The organism is Neobacillus niacini (genome assembly GCF_030817695.1).
GTDB classification, from domain to species: domain Bacteria; phylum Bacillota; class Bacilli; order Bacillales; family Cytobacillaceae; genus Neobacillus; species Neobacillus niacini_F.
The window spans coordinates 562517-580433 of the sequence record NZ_JAUSZQ010000003.1; the positions used below are offsets into that span (position 1 = coordinate 562517).

The 17917-nt window shown below is 38.7% G+C and carries 14 protein-coding genes; 11 read left to right on the forward strand and 3 right to left on the reverse strand.

The features are described 5' to 3' along the window. Positions 1–19 precede the first annotated feature (19 nt). The 3 genes from QFZ28_RS26260 (at position 20) to QFZ28_RS26270 (ending at position 4415) form a co-directional block, all read left to right on the forward strand. Complete coding sequence (locus QFZ28_RS26260; RefSeq protein WP_307197573.1) at positions 20–676, forward strand: amino acid ABC transporter permease; 657 nt, start codon at positions 20–22, stop codon at positions 674–676. Beyond that, positions 673–1395, forward strand: coding sequence for an amino acid ABC transporter ATP-binding protein (locus QFZ28_RS26265; RefSeq protein WP_307197574.1), 723 nt, complete (start codon positions 673–675; stop codon positions 1393–1395). The genes QFZ28_RS26260 and QFZ28_RS26265 overlap by 4 nt, the downstream gene beginning before the upstream one ends. 227 nt (positions 1396–1622) lie before the next feature. Further along, positions 1623–4415, forward strand: a complete 2793-nt coding sequence (locus tag QFZ28_RS26270; RefSeq protein ID WP_307197575.1) for a dynamin family protein — start codon at positions 1623–1625, stop codon at positions 4413–4415. A 40-nt stretch (positions 4416–4455) separates the two neighbouring features. Here the strand turns inward: QFZ28_RS26270 and QFZ28_RS26275 are convergent, their stop codons facing one another. Next, complete coding sequence (locus QFZ28_RS26275; protein ID WP_307197576.1) at positions 4456–4863, reverse strand: DUF1761 domain-containing protein; 408 nt, start codon at positions 4861–4863, stop codon at positions 4456–4458. A 147-nt stretch (positions 4864–5010) separates the two neighbouring features. Then, entirely contained in the window at positions 5011–5973 is a 963-nt protein-coding gene (locus tag QFZ28_RS26280; protein WP_307197577.1) for a D-2-hydroxyacid dehydrogenase, read from the reverse strand. Between the two features lie 196 nt (positions 5974–6169). On the opposite strand from QFZ28_RS26280, the gene QFZ28_RS26285 reads away from it, so the two are divergent. The 4 genes from QFZ28_RS26285 to recQ all read left to right on the forward strand — a co-directional run bounded on the left by QFZ28_RS26285 (position 6170) and on the right by recQ (position 12826). After that, positions 6170–7357, forward strand: a complete 1188-nt coding sequence (locus QFZ28_RS26285) for an MFS transporter (protein ID WP_307197578.1) — start codon at positions 6170–6172, stop codon at positions 7355–7357. Between the two features lie 319 nt (positions 7358–7676). Continuing rightward, on the forward strand, positions 7677–8825 hold the full coding sequence (locus QFZ28_RS26290; protein ID WP_307197579.1) for an acyl-CoA dehydrogenase family protein: 1149 nt from the start codon (positions 7677–7679) through the stop codon (positions 8823–8825). Between the two features lie 14 nt (positions 8826–8839). Then, on the forward strand, positions 8840–10402 hold the full coding sequence (locus QFZ28_RS26295) for a fatty acid--CoA ligase (RefSeq protein WP_307197580.1): 1563 nt from the start codon (positions 8840–8842) through the stop codon (positions 10400–10402). A 297-nt stretch (positions 10403–10699) separates the two neighbouring features. After that, entirely contained in the window at positions 10700–12826 is a 2127-nt protein-coding gene (recQ, locus tag QFZ28_RS26300) for a DNA helicase RecQ (RefSeq protein ID WP_307197766.1), read from the forward strand. 94 nt (positions 12827–12920) lie between these two features. Here the strand turns inward: recQ and QFZ28_RS26305 are convergent, their stop codons facing one another. Then, positions 12921–13709: a formate/nitrite transporter family protein gene (locus QFZ28_RS26305; RefSeq protein WP_307197767.1), complete on the reverse strand. Its 789-nt coding sequence runs from the start codon at positions 13707–13709 to the stop codon at positions 12921–12923. A gap of 193 nt (positions 13710–13902) precedes the next feature. On the opposite strand from QFZ28_RS26305, the gene yfkAB reads away from it, so the two are divergent. From yfkAB to QFZ28_RS26325, 4 genes are all read left to right on the forward strand, one after another. After that, a complete protein-coding gene (gene yfkAB / locus QFZ28_RS26310; RefSeq protein ID WP_307197581.1) occupies positions 13903–15021 on the forward strand; it encodes a radical SAM/CxCxxxxC motif protein YfkAB in 1119 nt (372 codons plus the stop codon). Between the two features lie 142 nt (positions 15022–15163). After that, positions 15164–15925 carry a threonine/serine exporter family protein gene (locus tag QFZ28_RS26315; protein WP_307197582.1) on the forward strand — a complete coding sequence of 254 codons (762 nt, stop codon included), beginning with the start codon at positions 15164–15166 and terminating at the stop codon, positions 15923–15925. A 13-nt stretch (positions 15926–15938) separates the two neighbouring features. Beyond that, a complete protein-coding gene (locus tag QFZ28_RS26320) occupies positions 15939–16379 on the forward strand; it encodes a threonine/serine exporter family protein (protein WP_307197583.1) in 441 nt (146 codons plus the stop codon). Between the two features lie 491 nt (positions 16380–16870). Next, the gene (locus QFZ28_RS26325) at positions 16871–17899 is read left to right on the forward strand and encodes a potassium channel family protein (protein ID WP_307197584.1); all 1029 of its coding nucleotides are present in this window, start codon (positions 16871–16873) and stop codon (positions 17897–17899) included. The last annotated feature ends 18 nt before the right edge of the window (positions 17900–17917 follow it).

The following is a 17917-nucleotide window of genomic DNA, read 5'->3' on the forward strand; positions in this document are numbered from 1 at the left end:
ATTTATAGGGGGATTATTTATGGATATTCAATGGAATATTTTAGCGGAATACGCACCCTTTTTTCTTAAAGGGACGCTGCTGACAATTGGACTATCGTTAGCTGGTATTTTAATAGGGACAATACTTGGTTTGTTTATCGGGTTAGGAAAAATGATGAGAAATAAATACCTATCATTTCCTTTTGGCTTGTATATCACTTTGTTCCGTGGTACACCAATGCTTGTACAAATTATGTTAATTCATTTTGCGGTAGTACCTATGTTTACCGGCGGTACGAATGGTATTGCTGCCGCGATTCTAACTCTGTCATTAAACTCTGCGGCATACATAGCGGAAATTTTTCGTGCAGGAATTCAATCGATTGACAAAGGGCAGATGGAAGCGGCCCGTTCTCTTGGAATGAATCATGTACAAGCTATGCGTTATGTAATTCTTCCACAAGCATTTAAGCGAATGATTCCTCCTTTAGGTAATGAATTTATCGTCTTAATTAAAGAGTCCTCACTTGCATCATTAGTCGCAGCCCCAGAACTCATGTATTGGGGACGAGCCATGCAAGGACAATATTTCCGTGTATGGGAGCCATATATTACGGCAGCACTTATTTACCTTCTATTAACGCTTTCATTAAGCTTCATCTTAAGTCGTCTTGAAAGGAGACTTGCAACAGAATGATTGAAGTGAAAAATTTAAAAAAATCATTTGGAACGAACGTGGTCCTTAAGGATATTACTGTAAGTGTTAAGCCACAAGAGGTGGTGGTAGTGATTGGCCCATCTGGTTCTGGTAAATCTACGTTCCTTCGTTGTATTAATCTCTTAGAAACGATTACTCACGGACATGTTTATATAGAAGGATTAGATATCACTGACAAAAAGACTGATATTAATAAAGTCCGGATGGAAGTGGGGATGGTTTTTCAACAATTTAATTTATTCCCGCACAAAAAAGTAATTGAAAATATCATGCTCGCACCAATGAAGGTGAGAAATATTTCAGCTGAGCAGGCAAGAAAAAAAGGTTTAGAGCTTTTAAGAAAAGTAGGATTAGAGGATAAAGCAGATGCGTATCCTGACTCCTTATCAGGCGGGCAAAAGCAGCGTGTCGCGATTGCTAGAGCACTTGCCATGGAACCGAAGATTATGCTATTTGATGAGCCAACCTCAGCCCTTGATCCGGAAATGGTTGGAGAGGTTTTAGAGGTTATGAAGCAGCTCGCTAAAGAAGGCATGACGATGGTAGTTGTCACCCATGAAATGGGTTTTGCAAAGGAAGTAGGGGACCGCGTAATATTTATGGATGGTGGATTAATTGTCGAGGAGAACATTCCAAATGAATTATTTGATCATCCAAAAGAAGAGAGAACAAAAGCCTTCTTGAGTAAGGTTTTATAAAATCGGAAGGCTGGTGCCTCCCGTTTTTTTTTACACCTCCCAAAATCAAACACTGGGCATACTGTAAAATTCTATAAAAGTATCAACTAATTTAAATGGATTGTATCCAAATTGAAATATATCTGAAATCTGAATTAAAAAATCGTTTGATAGAATTGATATAATTGGGACTAAAAATGAGTACGCAGTTCGTATTATATAAAGGAATAATTCTGCCTCTTTTCCATATGAATACAAAAGAAGTGGTGGTAATTGGGGGGACAGTTATGACAATAGAGGGTCAGTTAATTAATAAATCGTATTATCAAATGTATATAAATGAACATGAGAACGTGCAGCCAATTCGTGTATTAGGTGACGCATATCAGGAAGAACTCCAGAAAGACCTGCCAAATTTAACATCTATTCGCTTTGCACAAGGTGAAATTTATTTTCATAACCGGGACTTTGAAGCAGCGATTTTCAAATGGGAAAATATTACTGGGGAACTCGAATTATGGGCTAGAAAAAATATTGCCGATGCGTATTATGAATCAGGTCTGCTTTCAAACGCAGAGGATCTATATCTATCGATTGAAACCAATAATCTTACATTGAAGACAGAAGTTGCGCTGCAGCTTTTTTCACTCTACATTGATCGGGGGAAGCGTGACGAAGCAGTTGAGATAATCAAAAGAACGATTGATTTAAACCCTGATTATCCAAATGTCACTGAAATCGCTCGTTCCTATTTTGAGGATCAGCAGGATTGGGATCATGCGATTGAGCTGGCAGTAAATGAAGCCAAAAGGACAGGTTCAATCGATTGGTTTGAGACTGTAAATACCTATGTAAAGAAAAACCTTACAAAAAGCTTGAATCCAAATTACTTCATACAAGCAATCTTTGAATTGTATAGTTTAGACAAAAGTAAGTTTGAAGAGCTTACAACTTCTCTTTGGAAAAGTTACAAAGATGAAGAGTCATATTTTACATGGCTAAGAGAGGTAAATCATCTACTATTCAATCTTGAAATTAGCCGAAATGATCATTTTGAATCCCTTTCAGAGTTTCATTATCAAACCTATTTTAGTTTAATCAATGGAGACTATTCTATTAAAGCTCTGGAAAATCTAGTACCAGACCTTTTAACAAATTGGCTGAGGTTAACTGTACCAAAGCATACAGTCCTAGTATCAGCAGCGGTATTGTCATGGAATGAGCTGTTTCCAACAAGTATTAGTATGTCTATTGTCAGTGATGCCGAAAATCTTATCAGTGAAACGGTAAGTAATATCGACGAATTAGAGGAGTGTTTAAGTCTCTTCGAGGCAATCATTTACTGGGCAAAAGCAAATGATATGGGTGAAAATAACCACTTAAAATGGATGGTTCAGCAATTGAATGATTTTGACACCCATCACCTATTCATTACAGGCTTAAGCGGAAGTGGAAAGTCAGCTTTCGTAAATTCCATCCTGGGTGAAGAAATTCAGGATAGCCCAACGTCATCACTCGTAATGTTTAAAGACTGTGAAGACCTAAATATCTATGAAATAACTGACCAGGAAAATGTTCAACTCGCGGATTTTACCCATTTCCAAGAGCGTATGGATCGACGCCGGAATGCGCTCGAGTCGATTATCGAATTCCAGCAGCCATTTCCATTTTTGTATGAGCAGAAGCTCGCATTAATTGAAACGCCAGGATTAAACCGCAGCTACCAAGATCGTTATGAAGTACTGCAGTATGTTCAAATGGCAGATACATTATTGTTTGTCTTAGATGCAAATGCACCGTTTACGGAGATGGAGAAGGGTGTTCTATCACAAATTATTGAGCTTGCACCTGATATTCCTATCCATTTTCTTTTAAATAAGATGGATACGATTGTTAATGAGCAGGAAGCAATAAGGATTTTCGATGAAACAAAGTCTAAGATTCAGTCTTTTTTACCTGAGTCACAGGTATTTGCCTACTCCTCCCAATACGAAAGAGGACAGCAATTAGTCGAATTAAAGGGCTTTATCGAATCAATCAAAGATACTAGAAACATAGCAGACAAACGCTTGGCTAAGCTTTTATTCTTCATTAGGACGACTATTTCCAGACTGTTGCAAAAAAGAATTGACGTTGAGAATCAATTAATTGAGTCGGTGCGGTGGAATGAAGAAGTAGTAATGAAGCTAAATGGAGCCCTTAATCAATTAAAGGATGCTGAGGCTCAAAAAATAAAGGCCATCACAAGATCTTACCGTGCCATAAAGGAAAGCATCCAAAATGAAATTTCTAACACAGTACCAAAAATACTTCAGGAATGCTCGGAGTTAATCAAAGAAGACAGCAACCTTAGTACGATTCATATCGAGCTAAATGAGGTGATGAATAATAGATTGCAAAATTACCTTGAGCAAGAGGTAATGCCGAAATATTATACATCACTCCAGGAATGGATTAGCAGAAGTAAAGAGGAATTTGAGCAAGGACAGGAATTTTTAGATGAAATGGCTGAAGGCTTAAATAGCTTATATGGCGAAGAACGAATTAAAACTGAATGTGACTTTAAAGTACTTGATGATTGGCATAGGGATACGGATCGAATGACGAGCCGATTCCAATTAGAAAAGGTAAATGTCTTACTTCGCAACACAGCTTCACAATTCTTATTAAAAAGTGCTGGGAAGCTTTTTGGGGCATTATCTCAAAATAAAGCAATGCTGTATAACAAATACAAAGCCTTTGTGAAAAATGATAGCTATTCTGAACCAACTGAGATTGTGATTGAACGCTTTTTCCAACAGTTTGAGCTGTTTGAGAAATCATTGGAAAGAGACATAACATTGTTCTTTAGACAGCCATTGAAGACACTTAGTGAGGCAATTGAAGAATCACTGTCTCAAATAGCAATCAATCAAGATATCTTGAAAAAAATGAATACGAACCCAGAAATGTTCCGCGACCCATTGACACTATTTGAAGTGAGACTACGTCAATTTGAATGGGCCACAATAGCAGGCAAGGGTGTACACACGATTTATTAATAAATGAAGGGTGCCTCGACAGATGAGGCACCCTTTCCTATTAAATGAAGGCAGCAATAATGATTCCCATAATCGTCAATGCCACCACATGATAGCCTGCACTAATAAAGAATAAAGTGTAGTTACGACTTTCAAAGAAAGTAGGGGATAATTCTCTAAATGCAGCAATTAAACCAATCAGAAACCCGAATAAAGCTCCATCTAAAATGGTCACAGTATCTAATAACTGAATAAAAAGGGAAAGAACAACTGCAGTGAAAAATCCTCCGAGTGTGGTTAATCCGTATCCCACATAGGCCCGTTTTGGGTCAATATCCTCCATTTTCTTACCTAGAGCTTTCACCCAAATGTTAGAGAAAAGAATAGGAGAATACCAGAGTGCTCCAATCACCATATTAGCTGCAACGGCTAGAATGATGGCTAATAAACTTATACTTGTGAAATCCATCCAATTACCCCTTTTGTTTTCTTGTTTTTTTGGTGAATTATATCAAGATATTTCTATTAAAACAAAACTCTTATATAGTTTTTAACCTCTTCTCTTCTTTCTCCTCGTTTTCACTACTGTGGCGTGTTGCATAATAGTGCTCCTCTACTAATAGCCTTTAGAAAAATCAACATGATTAACCGAAGGGAGAGTGCCAGAAATATAGTTATTTAGGTTAGGCAGCAGAATATTTTCAATTACCCTTTGATTATAATGTTCAGTTGAACCTGCAATGTGCGGGGTAATTATCACATTTTCCATTTCCCATAATGGACTATCATCACTTAATGGTTCTTGTTCAAATACATCTAAACCTGCACCAGCAATGAGTCCTTTCTGTAAAGCGGTAACCAAGTCATCTTCAACTGCGATTTCACCACGCCCGATATTGATAAAGAACGCGGAAGGTTTCATAAGGTCAAATTTTTTAGAATCAAATAAGTGTTTGGTGTCTTTGGTTAGTGGAAGTGTGACGACTACATAATCACAGTTTGGCAGCACCATGTCTAATTGATCGGTGGTGTACATTTCATCGACATATTCCTGTTGCCTTCCAGAATGGCGCACGCCGAGGACTCTCATACCAAAGGCTTTAGCAATCTTTGCAGTTTCTTTGCCTATTGCTCCAACACCTATAATTCCAATCGTTTTTTCATGCATTTCCAGCTTAATGCCTGAATGGTGCCATTTCTTTTCTTGTTGATTTTTTACATATGTATGGATATTTCTTGTTAAGCCTAGCATTAATGCAAAGATACTTTCGGATATAGGATAAGTATGCACGCCATTGGCACTAGTAACAATAATATTCCTAGATTCTAGGATTTCAAGCGGCAAACTATCAACACCTGCACTCCAGGTTTGGAGCCATTTCAACTTTGATTTGGGAGCAAGACACTCTTTTTCTATCCCCTTTTTCCAGCCTGCAATAATTTCAGCGTCATGTAAATGCTCCTGCCAAATATCCCTATCTTTCCCAACAATGATCGTCCAATCAGGGATTATTTCTCCTATTTGATCGATTAAATTTTGATTTAAAGTATTCGTAATAACGATTTTCCTCTTTTGCATAATTTTCCTCCAAATGTTCTCAATTACCTATTTTCATGATACCTGAATTTACTGAAAAAGGATAACGATTATACTAGAGAAAATAGATGAGTTCTATTTTTATTTTGCAGATACTGTGCTATTATTTAGTGATACGAAATAAACCGAATTTTTCCTCAATCTTCTATACTGAGGATTGATAATGGAGGTGTTTTTTTTGAAAGAACGTTTGTGGACTAAATCCTTTATTATGTTAATGGTTGGGAATCTTTTTGTTTTTATGTCCTTCCAAATGCTTATTCCAACGTTGCCGCCTTACATAAAATCCATCGGTGCTTCAGGCGTGGAAATTGGCCTCGTTACCGCGTTGTTTTCGATTGGTGCTGTACTCATAAGACCCTTTATTGGATACATGCTCGAATACAAACAAAGGAGGGCGCTTGTATTAATAGGGGCAGTCATTTTATTAGTCATTACCGTCTTATATCCAATTTCAAGAATTGTCGTGATATTCTTGTTAATCCGTTTTATTCATGGTCTTGCGTGGGGCTGGTCAACAACGGTGAATGGAACCGCTGCAGTAGATGTAATTCCATTTTCACGGCTGGGTGAAGGAATGGGCTATTTTGGGCTTTCAACCACGATTGGATTCATTATTGCTCCTAGTCTAGGAATCTTTTTATATAACGTTACCTCCTTTACCAATCTTATTATTATTTCAGGTATTCTAGGGTTTATTTCTGTTGTCCTGCTTGCACTTGTACATTACAAAACTCCTGAAGCTGTTTTAAAAACAAAAAAGGAAAATCTTAAATTCTCCTACTTGGGTTCACTGGTGGAGAAATCGAGCTGGTACCCGTCTTTTATTACCATCATTATTTGTCTTGGTTATGGGTCAGTTTCAACCTTTATCGTTATCTATGGGGAAGAAAGAGGCATCGACCAAATCTTTTTATTCTATATTCTTAATGCAATTGTTGCAACGGCGGCTAGACCTTTTGCAGGAAAGTGGTTTGATGACAAGGGCCCAATCGCCATGGTGTATTTCTGTATTGCGGCTACCTTTGTTGGGTTGTGGGTCCTTTCCTATGCACAAACCAATTTCATGCTTGCCTTAGCAGGTGGATTGTTTGGCCTCGGTTTTGGCTGTGCATTACCAACCTTACAATCTTGGACCTTATCCATGACGCCCGAAAATCGAAGAGGTGTGGCCAATGGAATGTTCTTTTCATCGATTGATTTAGGAATCGGTTTAAGTGGTATTATCTTTGGGACAATAGCACAATTCACTGATACGGCTAATCTCTTTCGAATAAGCAGTCTATTTTTAATTATTGCCATCGTTTTAACTGTATTGGAAGTTAGGAAAAAGAGAGTCACTCCGAAGGAAAGAATTATATCATAAACAAAAGGTCAGTTCCTCTAGAAATGAGAGGGACTGATCTTTTTATAAATGAAAGAAGTAAATAATTTTCGTAAAAATATTCTAAATTTTCCCTATTTTTGTTACAATTAGTTGGGGTGATTTTTCTGAAGGTGGAAGACACAGAAGATAGAGTGATGTTGGAACCGCGAACTCTCGAACATTAGGCTACTATTTTTATGAAAGCGCTTTATATATTGATAGGAATGGAACCTAGATTTGAATTTTCTGAAGAAGATGATTTAGAAATCTTATATATCTCCGGGACACAGGGCAACCGAAAGAAAGTGAGGAGTTGAAAATGAAAAAACATCCATATTTGACGGATGACCATGAAATATTTCGCAAGTCATTAAAAAAGTTCTTGGAGAAAGAGGCTGTACCTCATTATGAGAAATGGGAGGAGGAGAGAATGATTCCCCGCTCCTTGTGGAGAAAGATGGGAGAACAAGGTTTTCTATGTCCGGATTTAGATGAGGAATATGGCGGCAGTGGTGTTGATTGGGGGTTCTCTGTTGTTATTAATGAAGAATTAGAGAGAGTAGGTTCCGGTCTAGTAGGAATGGGTCTGCATAATGACATTGTTGTCCCTTATATCAATTCTTTCGGCTCAAAGGAGCAAAAACAGCGCTGGCTCCCTCGATGTGTAACAGGTGAATTAATTACTGCTATTGCTATGACTGAGCCTGGCACTGGTTCTGACCTTGCTAATATTAAAACCACAGCAAAGCTGGATGGAGATCACTATATATTAAATGGGCAAAAAACTTTTATTACCAATGGAATTCAATCTGATCTAATTCTAGTGGCTTGTAAAACTAATCCCAATGCGGCGCCAAAACATAAAGGGGTGAGTCTGCTCCTCGTTGAACGTGATACTCACGGTTTTTCAAGAGGAAGAAAATTGAACAAAGTCGGTCTTCATAGTCAGGATACAGCTGAGTTAATCTTTGAGGACTGCAGAGTGCCTAAGGAGAATCTCCTTGGCGAAGAAGGCAAAGGTTTCTTGTATATGATGGATAAACTTCAGCAGGAACGCCTGGTGGTTGCGATTGCGGCACAAATAGCAGCAGAGGTCATGCTTCAAGGTACGATTGACTATGTGAAAAGTCGTGAAGCCTTCGGAAAGCCTGTCAGCCAATTTCAAAATACACAGTTTAAGATTGCTGAAATGGCTACCGAGGTCGAGATGGGGAGAGCTTTTTTAGATCAATTAATAGCTGAACATATGGATGGTCAAAATGTGGTAACGAAGGTTTCGATGGCGAAATGGAGGCTTACGGATACTGCAAAGAAAATTGCAGGAGAATGCCTGCAGCTTCATGGCGGCTATGGATATATGGAAGAATACGAGATTGCGAGAAGATTCCGCGATATTCAAGTTTCAAGTATTTACGCAGGTACAAATGAAATTATGAAAACAATTATAGCTAAAAATCTAGGATTGTAAATGGAGGAGATTTGATGACTACCACTATCGGAAAAATTTTCGAATTAACGGTAAAAAGATATCCAAACAAGGATGCTATTTATGATGTTAGAAAAAACGTCCGCTATACGTACAAAGAGTGGAATGACCAGGTAAATCGCCTTGCAAATGCGTTGGTGAAGGAAGGTGTCAAAAAAGGCGACCGTGTTTCTACTTTCATGTTTAATACGGAAGAATTAGGAACAGCGTTCTTTGCCTGTGCTAAAATAGGTGCCATCTTCAATCCAATAAACTTCCGCTTAACGCCTGAGGAAGTGGCTTTTATTCTATCAGATGCAGCTCCTAAGGTTGTTCTTTTTGAAAAAGCGTTGGAATCTGTCATTTCTGCTATAGAAAATCGTTTTGATTCAACTGCTTTTTGGTTTATTGATGAAGAAACGCCACCTTATGCAGCAGGTTATCATGATAAACTTGCGGGCTCATCAACTAAAGAGATTCAGGCAGATGTTAATGAAAATGATATTTATGCATTTATTTATACAAGCGGGACAACGGGAAGACCGAAAGGAGTCATGCATAGTCATCGAAATATGGTAGACCAAAGTATGCTATGTATTGCGGCCCAAAAGCTAGATTCTGAGGATGTAGGACTTGTTACCGCTCCAATGTTCCATTGTGCTGAGCTTCATTGTGCCTTTTTGCCAAGAATTCAGGCTGGAGCACGAAATGTCATTCTTCATCAATTCAATCCGAAAGTGATCTTACAATTGATTCAGCAAGAGAAAATCACGAAGTTTTTTGCGGCGCCAACCATGTGGAACATGCTGCTTCAAGAAGATTTAAGCCAGTATAATACGGAGAGTCTCAAGCTTGGTTTATATGGTGCGGCTCCCATGGCGCCGTCCCTCGTTCATGCTCTCCACGACCGATTCGGTATCGGGTTAGTTCAAGCTTATGGGATGACAGAAATGGGCCCCGCTATCACCTTCTTATCCGAAAAGGATCAGCTTAGAAAGGCAGGGTCAGCTGGGCAAGCGGCATATAATCATGATATTCGCGTCGTCCGAACTAGAGAGGATGGTCCATCAGATCCTGATGATGTAGTTCCAGTTGGGGAAACAGGGGAGATTATTGTGAAAGGTCCTTGTATGATGATTGGCTACTTTAATCGTGACGAAGCTACAGAAAAATCAATGTACAAAGGCTGGTATCATTCAGGTGATATTGGTTATCTAGACAGAGATGGCTTTCTCTATGTGAATGATCGTGTGGATGACATGATCATCAGCGGCGGTGAAAATATTTATCCACGTGAGGTCGAGGATGTTTTACATGCTCATGAGGGTGTATTGGATGTTGCGATTGTCGGGCAGCCAGATGACCGCTGGGGAGAAAGTGTTACCGCTTTTGTGGTGAAAAAAGACCCTAATTTGACTGAACAGGACTTAGAAAACTACTGTAAAAACAGTGATAGTCTCGCTAATTACAAACGCCCTCGTAAATATGTATTCTGTGAGGCGTTGCCGCGTAATGCAAGTGGCAAAATCCAAAAATTCGTATTGCGGAAGCAGTTAGAAGAGTTGTTTACACAGGGATGATGAAAGAAAAGGTCGCCGCCGGATTGGTCTTGGCGGCCTTTTTTAACGTTTAGTTGCGGATGGGTTGGGTTTAGTTGCGGATAGCAGGAATTAGTTGCGGATAGCAGGAATTAGTTGCGGGTGGCAGGGATTTAGTTGCGGATGGCCGAAAATACTTGCGGATGGCCGAAAATACTCCCAGAAACCAATATTTACTGTCGACCTAACCGTAGAACTTTTACTTCCAACGAATCCACTTAATTAAAATCTAAGGTATAATGATAGAAGATTATATGGTAGAAGGGGGAGACGTATTTGTTGTTTGAAAAAGCTCATAGATTATTAGAATCTCATTTTGGTTATTCATCCTTTCGAAATGGGCAGGAGCGTGCCATCCAATCCGTTTTAGCTGGAGAAAATACAATTTGTGTTATGCCAACTGGCGGAGGAAAATCAATATGTTATCAAATTCCTGCACTTGTTTTACCAGGTACCACGATTGTAATATCCCCGTTAATCTCACTTATGAAGGATCAAGTCGATGCCCTCGTACAGGTAGGAATTCCAGCAGCTTTTATTAATAGCTCACTAAGTTACAGCGAAGCAAATCAACGAATTTGGGAAGCAAAACAAGGAATGTACAAGCTCCTTTACATAGCCCCCGAGAGATTAGAATCCCGTGAATTTATCGAGGATTTAAAACAAATGGACATTCCATTGGTTGCAGTCGATGAGGCCCATTGTATTTCACAATGGGGACATGATTTTCGTCCAAGCTATCGCCATATCCAGCATATGGTTGATACTCTACCACAAAAACCAAATGTATTAGCGCTAACAGCAACGGCAACACCACGGGTTCGAGAGGATATCTGCGAAACACTTGATATCGATGAAGAGAATTCAATCATTACCGGTTTCGAGCGGGAGAATCTTACATTTGCTGTGATTAAAGGTCAGGACAGGCTTCACTTTATAAAAGATTATTTAAAAAAGAACGAAAAAGAAGCAGGCATTATCTATGCCGCGACCCGGAAGAACGTTGACCAGCTTTATGAAAGACTCAAAAAAGAAAATATCAACGTCGCCCGTTATCATGCAGGAATGGGGGACGCCGAGCGCATCCGTGAACAGGACCGATTCTTGAAAGATGAAGCCTCCGTTATGGTTGCAACATCCGCTTTTGGGATGGGAATTGATAAGTCTAACATTCGATATGTCCTCCATTTTCAACTTCCCAAAAATATGGAGAGCTATTATCAAGAGGCAGGTCGTGCAGGACGAGATGGACTAGAAAGTGAATGTATCCTGCTTTATTCCTCCCAGGATGTCCAGGTTCAGCGCTTCTTAATTGATCAATCCAGCGACCGGTCACGCATTCATGCGGAATTGGAAAAGCTGCAGCAGATGGTTGATTATTGCCATACAGAAAACTGTTTACAAGAGTTTATCTTAAAATATTTTGGTGAACTAGAAACAGAGTCATGTGGACGATGCGGTAATTGCCTTGATTCTCGCTCTAGCGTTGACGTAACGAAGGAAGCGCAAATGGTAATGTCTTGTCTAATCCGGATGGGGCAGCGATTTGGTAAAACACTTACAGCCCAAGTACTAACCGGTTCAAAAAATAAAAAAGTTACCGAAATGGGCTTTGATAGGCTAACCACATATGGAATCATGAAGGAAAAAAGTACGAAAGAAGTCAGTGATTTTATTGAGTTCTTAATCTCACAAGAACTAATCGCCATTGAACAAGGACAATTCCCAACCTTATATGTTTCTCCTAAAGGGAAAGACGTTTTGCTGGGTAAGGATACTGTTCATCGTAGAGAAACGGTTAAAGTCAAAGAAATCTCAAAGGATGACCCATTATTTGAAGCCTTACGAGAGGTAAGAAGGGCAATCGCGGAAACGGAAAATGTACCGCCTTTTGTGATTTTTTCTGATGCTGCGCTTAAGGACATGTGTGCCAAATTGCCGAAAACTAACGAAGAATTTTTAACGGTAAGTGGAGTCGGGGAACATAAGTTAAAGAAGTATGGCCTTGAATTTATTCAAACGATCCGTTTGTTTTGTGAAGCACATCCAGAGCGCCAGCCCGAACAGTCACAAACTTCGGCTCCCAAAAAGGCCGCTAAAAAAGCTGTTGGCGATTCTCACTTAGAGACTTTTCAGTTACACCAACAAAACTTATCCATCGAGGAAATAGTAGAAAAACGTGAGTTGGCGCAAAGCACGGTTGAGAACCATTTAATTCAATGTGCCCAACAAGGGTTGGAAGTAGATTTCACCCGTCTTATTCCTGAGGAATATATTCCACTTCTGCAAAAAGCAATTGAAGACGTTGGCAGAGATCGCTTAAAACCAATTAAAGAGCAATTACCTGAAGAAGTAAGTTACTTTATGATTAAGGGTTATCTATATTTTTTAAGTAAAAGGAAATAGTTATATAAATTGTCGTCTGCACAGGTAATTTGTTGATATTTCCCGGGAATTTGTCGATAAAGAAATAGCCGTATGCAGATCATACGGCTATTATTTATTCCTTATACTCATCCAAAAAAGGTTTATTCACAAAATGATACATCCATGCCATTAATATGCCTCCGCCAATCAAGTTACCAACGGTTACAGGGACTAAGTTGTGGACAACACCGCCCCAAGAGATAGTGCCTGGATGATTTAAGACTAACGCAATGGCAAATGTACACATATTGGCAATGCTGTGCTCGTAGCCGGAAATAAAAAAGCAGAACACAAAAAGCATCATTGAAAACATTTTTGGTCCGTCGCCTTTTAGACCCATTGGGATAAAAAAGGCTAGACAGACGAGCCAATTACATAGAATAGCTCGGAAGAACAGTTCCATTGTTGGAACTTGCATTTTCTTCTCCACAACACTCAATAAAAAGCCATTAACCGATGATTCTTCAAAAAGACCTGTTGTAAAAATTAAAAGCGCGAAAACTGCTGCACCTAAAATATTTCCTATGTAACTGCTAACCCAGAGCTGGGTAACCTCTAACCATGCCATTTTCCCTCTTAGTGCCGCATAGGTGTAATAAAAAGTATTACCAGTAAACAAATCTCCACCACCGTAGGCAATTAAAATAATTGCTGACCCAAAGGTAAGAGCGGCCAAAGGGTAGGCAAAAGGGGAATGTTCTAAATAAAAGTAGTTACCAGTCTTAAAAGCAACAATTACACCAAAACCGATAAACATACTTGCAAGCATCGATCGTAAAATATACCGTAACAGACTTTGACGAAAGATTTTTACTTTCTTTAACGCCAGATTTTCAACCTCACTTAAGAGAGGCATCTCCATTTTGTGCATCACCATCCACTGTTTAACCATTCCATCTTTTTAGTTTCAATCGATGGGCTATAAAATATGCATGTATAGAATAATAGATTAAATAAAAACATAAGTTTTTTATTAAAGCTTAATATTAACCATAAAAACAATATTTCAGCTATAATGAAGTGGTTTTTCTAATACTTATTTTAAGGAGTTTACTATGATCGATTTTAAAAAAATAACCCCTGCATATGATCCGTGGGAAGCATATAATGATATTAAGGAATATGGAAAGCCTCAGCTAACCAATATTGAATTCACGACAACAACCTTATGTAATATGCGCTGTGAGCATTGCGCAGTAGGGTACACCCTCCAAACAAAAGACCCCGCAGCACTCCCGCTGGATTTGCTTTTACGTAGGTTAGACGAAATTCCAACCCTCCGGTCGCTTAGTATCACAGGCGGGGAGCCGATGCTTTCCCTGTCTTCTATAAAAAATTACGTCTTGCCAATCTTAAAATACGCTCATGAAAACGGTGTTCGGACGCAAATCAATTCGAATTTAACACTCGATTTAGCACGCTATGAATTAATTATTCCTTATTTAGATGTTTTACATATCTCGCATAATTGGGGAACGGTAGATGATTTTGTTGAGGGTGGATTTGCTAGGATGGCAAACAAGCCTGATTACAGGCAACGTGAAAAGTATTTTACTAGAATGATAGAAAATAGCCGGGAATTAGTGAAAGCTGGTGTTATGGTATCTGCTGAAACAATGCTTAACAAACGAACATTGCCTCATCTGGAGAAAATACATCGCCAAATTGTCGATGAGATGCTCTGTCAGCGGCATGAGATTCACCCTATGTATCCAAGTGATTTTGCTAGTAATCTAGAAACATTAACCCTGAATGAAATAAGGGAAGCTATTCATCATTTATTAGATGTTCGTGATGAAAATGTATGGATGCTCTTTGGGACCCTTCCGTTTTATGCATGCAGTCATAAACCTGAGGATTTAGAACTGTTAACTAGACTTTTCCAAAGTAGAAATGTAACGGTAAGAAATGATCCTGATGGCCGTTCCCGATTAAATGTTAACATTTTTAATGGAGATATTATCGTTACGGATTTTGGTGATACCCCGCCATTAGGGAATGTAGTTAATACCAAGTTGACCGATGCGTATGAAAACTGGCAATCCTCGGCAATCTCAAAGGAATTGAGTTGTCATTGTCCTGCGGTGTCTTGTCTAGGCCCCAATATTTTAGTTAAAAATAGTTATTATCAGGATTTGGATTTTTTAAATCTCCAAAACAATATAAGCAAATAATAAAGCAGGAGCTCCTGCTTTTTTCTATGCAGCATGTTTTACAAGGTTTGGCGGGAATAGCGTCTATTTTATTGATAAACCGAACGTTTTTGATTAAACTTAGGAAATCATAAAAAGAAAGTGTAATTGCGGTGATGTTTAGATGGAAAACGAAAAAACACGTACTTATGAAATAATGGAAGTCTGTTTGCTTGCGGGAAAAATTATGCTCCAAAGTGGTGGAGAAACCTATCGGGTTGAGGATACGATGATGAGAATCGCCGCTGCTTTTGGAATTGAAAATTCGCACAGTTATGTAACTCCAACCGGGATTATTTTTTCAGCAGAAGGAGCCGAGCCAACAAAAACGAAGTTGATTCGAATATCAACAAGGTCTACTGACTTGAAAAAGGTAGCAATGGTAAATAGTATTTCAAGAAGGATTACTAGCGGCGAATTAAATCTAGAATCAGCTTTAACCCTTCTAAAAGAGCTTGATGCTTTGGATGTAACCTTCCCATTTATGGTTCAGGTTGCAGCAGCCTCCATTGCCAGCGGCTGTTTTATGATTATGTTTATGGGTGAATGGATTGATTTTATCCCTGCCATGTTATCGGGGGGAGTAGGTTATTTCGGGTTTTTATACTTTCACCGCTTCATACCAGTAAAGTTTTTCTCGGAATTTTTGGCTTCATTTATTATTGGCTTACTATCCTTTTTCCTTGTAAAAATAGGAGCAGGTCAGCAGTTAGATAAAATCATTATCGGGTCCGTCATGACGTTAGTTCCAGGACTTTTAGTCACGAATGCAGTAAGAGATTTAATGGCGGGACATTTAGTTTCGGGGTTATCTAAAGGTGCCGAAGCATTGTTAACAGCTTTTGCTATCGGATCAGGAATTGCAGTAGTGTTATCCTTTTTGTAAATGGAGGCTTAATGTGGATATCATTGGACAATTAATTACAAGTTTTATTGCGACGGCGGCTTTTGGAGTTATTTTTAATGCACCAAAGGAGACGTTAGTAAAATGCGGACTTGTCGGAATGGGTGGATGGATAATCTATTATATAGCTGAAAAGTACTCGGGAGATTCTGTTTTAGCCACACTTGGAGCTACTCTTTTTGTAGGGATAGTCAGTCAGGAGTTAGCTAAGTTCTATAAAACACCTGTTATTATTTTTAGCGTTGCCGGAATCATACCTTTAGTTCCTGGTGGTTTGGCATATGATACGATGAGGAATTTTGTCGAGGACGATTATTTTCAAGCCATTGCGTTAGGTGCAAAAGTAACGTTACTTTCAGGCTCGATCGCATTTGGTCTTGTTTTTTCGGAAGTTATCAATCAATTGGTACGAAAAATTAAGGGTGTTAGGATTTGAGATTCAAAAAATGCTTTAGTAATTTGGGCGAAGGCAGAGGAATATCCTCTGCCTTCTTTTGCTTTGATCCAAAAGGGATCACTATTGTAACTTGTGATTGGTTGTTTCCAATTATCTGCAATCGCAAGGTAAGTATTTATATATAATAAATGGTATTAAAAGACCAATTTGCCGCGGTTACTCTTCCACCTGATGGTTTTATACCTAAACGACGTAAGCCCTACCTCTCTTACATCCTAACGGCTCCGAAGCCGATCCAGTGTGAATAAGTTTTACTTTTAAAACATAAGCAGAATGCCAGAAAAAAATTCTTACATTGCGTTATCTATCTATTACAAGTTACATAAAATATAAAGCACAATTAATAATATTACACCCAGGCTATATAAATGTCAATATAATAATTTATCTAGGCGCTTTTTTTTCAAAAAAAGGAAATAGGGGAACGTAAGTAGAAATTATAGTAATAGAAAAGGAAATGAGGGGTAAAAATGCTCTTTTTTCGAAAACTGTTCCTTACAGCCTCGCGCTATCGATACCGAACAGTCATTCTGTTTACCTTGCTTTTTATTATTGTAAATGCAGAAATAATTAGATTGCTTGAACCAAAGACGTTTGAAAACAGCTTACATGCAGTATGGTGGATTCTTACTACGATGACTACGGTAGGCTATGGAGATGTGTACCCAATCACTGAAGCAGGAAGAACTTGGGCGATGATTGTCGTCTATACATTAGGTATTGGGCTGTTTGGTACCGTCATTGGAGTAATTGTAGATGGTATCTCGCAGTATAAAAAGCGAAAGGAGGAAGGGAAATTGTTTTATAAAGCTGAAAATCATTTTGTCATTATCGGCTGGACTGCTAAAAGTAAAAGTACAATTAAGGAATTATTATTATGTGATGAAAGAACCGAGATTGTATTGATTGATGAATTTGAAAAGACCCCTTATGAGCATGAACGGTTTCATTATATTCAAGGAAGTCCAACAGATGTAGAGACATTAAGGAAGGCTAGAATTGAAAATTCGCAAGCTGTTTTACTGTTTGCAGCAGAAGGTATTGCCAATCCTGACTTAGTGGACGGAAAGACACTTTTAGTCGCTTCATCTATTGAACGTTATGATGATGGAACGGAAAAAAGTATTTATACGATTGCAGAAATCGTAAACGAAAAGCATGTCGATAATTTTAAGCATGTTAAGATTGATGAGTTCATTTTATCGAATGGGTCCGTTTCTAATTTGATGGCGAAATCCGCGCAAATGAAAGGAGCCAGCCATCTTTTTACTCAATTACTAAGCAGGCAGGATGGAGACGGCGGCAGTGATCTTTGGGAAGTCCGCGTAAGTACAGAATGGAAAACCTATGGTGCGGCATATGAACTACTTAAGGAAAAAGGGGCACAGCTAATAGCCGACAGGAATGATTTGAACATACTCAAGAAATGGAATGAACCTATACCAAAAGAAGCTAGATTATTTGTCATATGTGATAAGAATACATACTTAAAGCTGTGAAAAAACGCATCTAAGAAG

Bases quoted from the DNA above. Each gene is read 5' to 3' on its own strand.
- QFZ28_RS26260 (WP_307197573.1), top strand. From the start codon at position 20: ATGGATATTCAATGGAATATTTTAGCGGAATACGCACCCTTTTTTCTT.
- QFZ28_RS26265 (WP_307197574.1), top strand. From the start codon at position 673: ATGATTGAAGTGAAAAATTTAAAAAAATCATTTGGAACGAACGTGGTC.
- QFZ28_RS26270 (WP_307197575.1), top strand. From the start codon at position 1,623: ATGAATACAAAAGAAGTGGTGGTAATTGGGGGGACAGTTATGACAATA.
- QFZ28_RS26275 (WP_307197576.1), bottom strand. From the start codon at position 4,863: ATGGATTTCACAAGTATAAGTTTATTAGCCATCATTCTAGCCGTTGCA.
- QFZ28_RS26280 (WP_307197577.1), bottom strand. From the start codon at position 5,973: ATGCAAAAGAGGAAAATCGTTATTACGAATACTTTAAATCAAAATTTA.
- QFZ28_RS26290 (WP_307197579.1), top strand. From the start codon at position 7,677: ATGAAAAAACATCCATATTTGACGGATGACCATGAAATATTTCGCAAG.
- QFZ28_RS26295 (WP_307197580.1), top strand. From the start codon at position 8,840: ATGACTACCACTATCGGAAAAATTTTCGAATTAACGGTAAAAAGATAT.
- QFZ28_RS26305 (WP_307197767.1), bottom strand. From the start codon at position 13,709: ATGGAGATGCCTCTCTTAAGTGAGGTTGAAAATCTGGCGTTAAAGAAA.
- yfkAB (WP_307197581.1), top strand. From the start codon at position 13,903: ATGATCGATTTTAAAAAAATAACCCCTGCATATGATCCGTGGGAAGCA.
- QFZ28_RS26315 (WP_307197582.1), top strand. From the start codon at position 15,164: ATGGAAAACGAAAAAACACGTACTTATGAAATAATGGAAGTCTGTTTG.
- QFZ28_RS26325 (WP_307197584.1), top strand. From the start codon at position 16,871: ATGCTCTTTTTTCGAAAACTGTTCCTTACAGCCTCGCGCTATCGATAC.